Annotated in this window: 8 protein-coding genes; all 8 read left to right on the forward strand. The window is 64.3% G+C overall.

What is annotated here, in order from left to right; genetic code table 11:
- Positions 1 to 196: sigma factor-like helix-turn-helix DNA-binding protein (locus JMF90_RS23455; protein WP_268906030.1), on the forward strand; the 196-nt coding region annotated here is incomplete at its 5' end.
- Positions 186 to 1085, forward strand: a complete 900-nt coding sequence (locus JMF90_RS23460; protein ID WP_011549647.1) for an anti-sigma factor — start codon at positions 186 to 188, stop codon at positions 1083 to 1085. The genes JMF90_RS23455 and JMF90_RS23460, both read left to right, overlap by 11 nt.
- 232 nt (positions 1086 to 1317) lie before the next feature.
- A complete protein-coding gene (gene rpsF / locus JMF90_RS23465; protein ID WP_011549648.1) occupies positions 1318 to 1692 on the forward strand; it encodes a 30S ribosomal protein S6 in 375 nt (124 codons plus the stop codon).
- Between the two features lie 40 nt (positions 1693 to 1732).
- Positions 1733 to 2032: a primosomal replication protein N gene (gene priB / locus JMF90_RS23470; RefSeq protein WP_011549649.1), complete on the forward strand. Its 300-nt coding sequence runs from the start codon at positions 1733 to 1735 to the stop codon at positions 2030 to 2032.
- 4 nt (positions 2033 to 2036) lie between these two features.
- The gene (rpsR, locus tag JMF90_RS23475) at positions 2037 to 2312 is read left to right on the forward strand and encodes a 30S ribosomal protein S18 (protein ID WP_004193360.1); all 276 of its coding nucleotides are present in this window, start codon (positions 2037 to 2039) and stop codon (positions 2310 to 2312) included.
- A gap of 27 nt (positions 2313 to 2339) precedes the next feature.
- Positions 2340 to 2792 carry a 50S ribosomal protein L9 gene (gene rplI / locus JMF90_RS23480; RefSeq protein WP_006486256.1) on the forward strand — a complete coding sequence of 151 codons (453 nt, stop codon included), beginning with the start codon at positions 2340 to 2342 and terminating at the stop codon, positions 2790 to 2792.
- Between the two features lie 142 nt (positions 2793 to 2934).
- A complete protein-coding gene (locus tag JMF90_RS23485) occupies positions 2935 to 4317 on the forward strand; it encodes a replicative DNA helicase (protein ID WP_006486249.1) in 1383 nt (460 codons plus the stop codon).
- 138 nt (positions 4318 to 4455) lie between these two features.
- The coding region (locus tag JMF90_RS23490; protein ID WP_201325487.1) for a DUF47 domain-containing protein at positions 4456 to 5058 on the forward strand (603 nt) is incomplete at its 3' end.

Below are 5058 nucleotides of genomic sequence, written 5' to 3' on the forward strand. Positions count from 1 at the left end.
GCTGCGCGAGATGGAGGACCTGAGCTACCGCGAGATCGCGGCGATCGCGGACGTGCCGGTCGGCACGGTGATGTCGCGGCTCGCGCGCGGCCGGCGCAAGCTTGCCGCGCTGCTGGGCGGCGTGCCGGCGACCGAAGGCCGGCCGGGCCGAGCGCCGGCGGGCGGAACCGCATCGGAGGCTATCGATGGACTGTAACGAAGCGCGAGCGTTGCTGGACGCGGACGTCGACCGCGAGCTGTCGGCGCCCGATGCGTTGCGGGTCCAGCAGCATGTCGAAGGGTGCGACGCGTGCCGCCGCGAACGCGCGCGGATCGTCACGCTGGTGCAGGCCGTGCGGCAGGCCGATTATCACCGCGCGCCGGACGCGCTGCGGGCGAGCATCCTCGCGAGCCTGCCGGCAGCGGCCGACGCGCCTGCTCACGAGCCGTCGCGGGCTGAGCCGCGGCCTGAGTCCCGGCCTGAGCCGCGGCGGCCGCGCGGCCGCGACTGGTTTTCCTGGCTGACCGGGCGCGGCGGGTCGGCCCGACCGGGGCCGGCCGGCACCGGCACCAGGCCGCGCGTGGCCGCGTTGCCGGGGCTCGGCTGGGGTGTCGCGTTGCTGATGGCGGTCGCGGCGGCCGGCGGAATGGCATGGTCGGCCCGCCACGCCGACACCGACCGAACGGTCGACGAACTGGTCGCGAGCCACGTGCGGGCCGACCTGTCGGCGCGCGACATCGACGTGATCTCGACCGACCAGCACACGGTCAAGCCGTGGTTCAACGGCCGGCTCGACTATGCGCCGCCGGTCGAGGATCTCGCCAGGAGCGGCTTCGCGCTGGTCGGCGGCCGGCTCGACTATGTCGGGCGACGCCGCGTCGCGGTGCTCGTCTACCGCCACCGGCAACACGTGGTCGACGTCTACGTACAGCCGGCCGGGGAGCGGCCGGCGGCCCCGTACACGACCGTGTCGCAGGGCTATGCGCTCGACCGCTGGAACGCGGCCGGGATGACGTGGTGGGCCGTGACCGACGCCGAGCCGGCGGCGCTCGCGGCGTTCCGGACGGCGCTCGACGCGCGGCTCGCCGGCACGCCCAGCGAATGACCCCAGCGGCGGCGGGCGGGCGCGTTGATGTTTCGACCCCGCCCGCCGAGAGGCCGAGCGGAGGGTGCGTGCCCCGACGGACCCGTTCAAGTCTTTGAAAACACGGCCAGAATCCGGTGACCAATCGTCGATTGGCCTTGCATGCACCCCGTAACCGGGTTAGAATCTTCGGCTTCTCACTTGCCACACCGGTTCAGACGCCCGGGTGGCTTTAATCCACAAGGAGTGTGTAATGCGTCATTACGAAATCGTATTCATCGTGCACCCGGATCAAAGCGAGCAGGTGCCCGCGATGATCGAGCGTTACAAGACCACGATCACGACGCACGGCGGCCAGATCCACCGTGTCGAAGACTGGGGCCGTCGCCAGCTGGCCTACATGATCGAGAAACTCGCGAAGGCTCACTACGTCTGCATGAACATCGAGTGCGACCAGACGACGCTCGACGAACTCGAACACGCGTTCAAGTTCAACGACGCCGTGCTGCGTCACCTCATCGTCAAGATGAAGAAGGCCGAAACCGGCCCGTCGCCGATGATGAAGGAAGTTCAGCGCGAAGAAGCCAAGAAGGCGGCTGCAGCTCAGCCGGCCGAAGCGCAGGCTTAAGTTCGTCACTCATTAAGCCATCAAGGAGCGCGCCACTCACGTGAACAGGTTGCAATTGACGGCGAGCGTCGTCGAACGCGCACCGGTGCGATATACGCCGGCAGGTGTTCCGATCGCAAGCGCCACGTTGCATCACCGCACGGAAGTCGTCGAAGCAGGCATTCCCCGTCAGGTCGAAATGACGATCGAGGCGGTGGCGGCCGGTGAGGCGAGCGGCAAGCTGGAAAGTCGTGAAATGGGCGTCGAAACGCTGTTCACGGGCTTCCTGGCCAAGAAAAGCCGCAACGCGAGAACCTTGGTGTTTCACATCACTGCATTGCAGGACACAGGAAAGGACTGAAATCATGGCCCGCCCGACTGGTAAGAAATTCGACAAGCGTCGTCAGCAACAAAACCCGCTCTTCAAGCGCAAGAAGTTCTGCCGTTTCACGGCTGCCGGCGTCGAGCAGATCGACTACAAGGACACGGAAACGCTGAAGGACTTCATCGGCGAAAACGGCAAGATCACGCCGGCTCGTCTGACGGGTACGAAGGCGCACTATCAGCGTCAGCTGGATACGGCCATCAAGCGTGCGCGTTTCCTCGCGCTGCTGCCGTACACCGATCAGCACAAGGCGTAATCAGGCGACGCAATAAGGAGAATTCGAATGCAAATCATTCTGTTGGAAAAAGTCGCCAATCTGGGCAACCTCGGCGATATCGTCAAGGTCAAGGACGGTTACGCTCGCAACTTCCTGATCCCGAACCGCAAGGCTCGCCGTGCAACGAAGGAAGCGATCGCCGAATTCGAAGTGCGCCGCGCTGAACTCGAAAAGATCGCCGCTGAAAAGCTGGCCGCATCGCAGGCAGTCGGCGAGAAGCTGAACGGTCAGTCGTTCGAAATCACGCAGAAGTCGGGCGTCGACGGCCGTCTGTTCGGCTCGGTCACGAACGGCGACGTCGCTGAACTGCTGAAGAAGGCAGGCTACGAAGTCGAGAAGCTGCAAGTGCGCATGCCGGAAGGCCCGCTGAAGATGATCGGCGAGCACAACGTGCAAGTCGCGCTGCACACGGACGTCGTCGTCGACGTCACGATCAACGTGATCGGCGACCACGCGTAAGCGTAGACGCAAGCTTGCCGGGCGGCTTCCGCCGTCCGGACAAGGGCAGGCGCCCGGGTAACCGGGGCCTGCCTTTTTTATTGCCCGCTCGCCGGCAAGCGGTGGTAGCGCTGCCGCCATCTATTCGCGATAATCCCAACCCATGAACGCGCCGCAAGATCCCCAAATCGAATCGCTGAAAGTCCCGCCGCATTCGGTCGAAGCCGAGCAGTCGGTGCTCGGCGGCCTGTTGCTCGACAACGCGGCATGGGACCGGATTGCCGACTTCCTGTCGCAGGGCGACTTCTACCGCTACGACCACCGGATCATCTACGAGCACATCGGCCGCCTGATCGCGTCGACGCGCCCGGCCGACGTCGTGACCGTGTACGAAGCGCTGACCACGTCCGGCAAGGCCGACGACGTCGGCGGGCTCGCGTACCTGAACGCGCTCGCGCAGAACACGCCGAGCGCGGCGAACATCCGCCGCTACGCGGAAATCGTGCGTGATCGCGCGGTGCTGCGCCGGCTCGTGTCGGTCGCCGACGAGATCTCGGCCGACGCCTTCAACCCGCAGGGCAAGGAAGTCCGCCAGCTGCTCGACGAAGCCGAGTCGAAGGTGTTCTCGATCGCCGAAGAGGGCGCGCGCGGCAACCAGGGCTTCCTCGAGATCGGCCCGCTGCTCACGCAGGTGGTCGAGCGCATCGACACGCTGTACCACACCGCGAACCCGAGCGACGTCACCGGCACGCCGACGGGCTTCGTCGACCTCGACCGGATGACGTCCGGGATGCACGGCGGCGAACTGATCATCGTCGCGGGGCGCCCGTCGATGGGTAAAACGGCGTTCTCGATGAACATCGGCGAATACGTCGCGGTCGAGTATGGATTGCCGGTCGCGGTGTTCTCGATGGAAATGCCGGGCACCCAGCTCGTGATGCGTATGCTCGGCTCGATCGGCCGGCTCGACCAGCACCGGATGCGCACGGGCCGCCTGACGGACGAGGACTGGCCGAAGCTGACGCACGCGGTGCAGAAGATGAGCGAGGCACAGCTCTTCATCGACGAGACGGGCGGCCTGAACCCGATGGAATTGCGCTCGCGCGCTCGGCGTCTGGCGCGGCAGTGCGGCAAGCTCGGCCTGATCATCGTCGACTACCTGCAGCTGATGTCGGGTTCGTCGCAGGGCGAGAACCGCGCGACCGAAATTTCCGAAATCTCGCGATCGCTGAAGAGCCTCGCGAAGGAACTCGACGTGCCGGTGATCGCGCTGTCGCAGTTGAACCGCGGCCTCGAACAGCGCCCGAACAAGCGTCCGGTGATGTCGGATTTGCGCGAATCGGGCGCAATCGAACAGGATGCGGACGTGATCCTGTTCATTTATCGCGATGAGGTCTACAATCCGGACAGCCCTGACAAGGGGACGGCCGAAATCATCATCGGCAAGCAGCGTAACGGTCCGATCGGGCCCGTTCGGCTCACGTTCCTGGGGCAATACACGAAGTTCGACAATTTTGCCGGGGCGCAGACCTTCTACGGCGAGTAAAGCCGGTTGTAAACACCTATTTCGCCAAATGTTGTATCCAATCCCGGCGTGCGCATATGCGCACGTCGCGTCGCGACCGAAACCGGTACAATGTCGCCCGTTTTCGTGACAGTAGTTTGACAATCTCTCAGGAATCCCATGTTCGGTCGATTCATGCCCACCGAGGGCAAGTTCTTTGAACTCTTCAACGCGCACGCGAAGCACATCGTTTCCGGTGGCCGCGAGCTCGAACTGCTGATCGACAATCTCGCCGACGCCGAGATTCACAAGCAAAACGTGCAAATCGCCGAGAAGGCCGCCGACAAGCTCACGCACGAGGCGATCGATCTGCTGCACAAGACTTTCATCACGCCGCTCGATCGCGACGAGATCCACAAGCTGATCACGACGATGGACGACATCCTCGACCTGATGGAAGACGTCGCGACGGCCGTGTCGCTGTACGACGTGCAGTCCGTCACGTCCGAGGCGAGCCAGCTCGCGCACATCGTCACCCAGTCGGCGCAACACGTGCAGCAAGCCGTCGGCTTGCTGTCCGACATGAAACAGTCGGCGCAGATCCTCAAGCAATGCGAGGAAATCGACCGCTGGGAATCGGAAGCCGACCGCGTGCTGCGCGCGGCGATGTCGAAGCTGTTCCGCGAAGAAGACGACGTGAAGACGCTCATCAAGCTGAAGGCGATCTACGAGCTGCTCGAAGAGATCACCGACAAGTGCGAGGACGTCGCGAACATCATCGAA

Source organism: Burkholderia sp. E168m23 (assembly GCF_016586125.1).
Taxonomy (GTDB): Bacteria; Pseudomonadota; Gammaproteobacteria; order Burkholderiales; family Burkholderiaceae; genus Burkholderia; species Burkholderia orbicola.

What these genes read in the sequence shown, in the direction of transcription:
- rpsF (WP_011549648.1), top strand. Translation starts at nt 1,318, where the DNA reads ATGCGTCATTACGAAATCGTATTCATCGTGCACCCGGATCAAAGCGAG.
- rpsR (WP_004193360.1), top strand. Translation starts at nt 2,037, where the DNA reads ATGGCCCGCCCGACTGGTAAGAAATTCGACAAGCGTCGTCAGCAACAA.
- JMF90_RS23485 (WP_006486249.1), top strand. Translation starts at nt 2,935, where the DNA reads ATGAACGCGCCGCAAGATCCCCAAATCGAATCGCTGAAAGTCCCGCCG.
- JMF90_RS23460 (WP_011549647.1), top strand. Translation starts at nt 186, where the DNA reads ATGGACTGTAACGAAGCGCGAGCGTTGCTGGACGCGGACGTCGACCGC.
- rplI (WP_006486256.1), top strand. Translation starts at nt 2,340, where the DNA reads ATGCAAATCATTCTGTTGGAAAAAGTCGCCAATCTGGGCAACCTCGGC.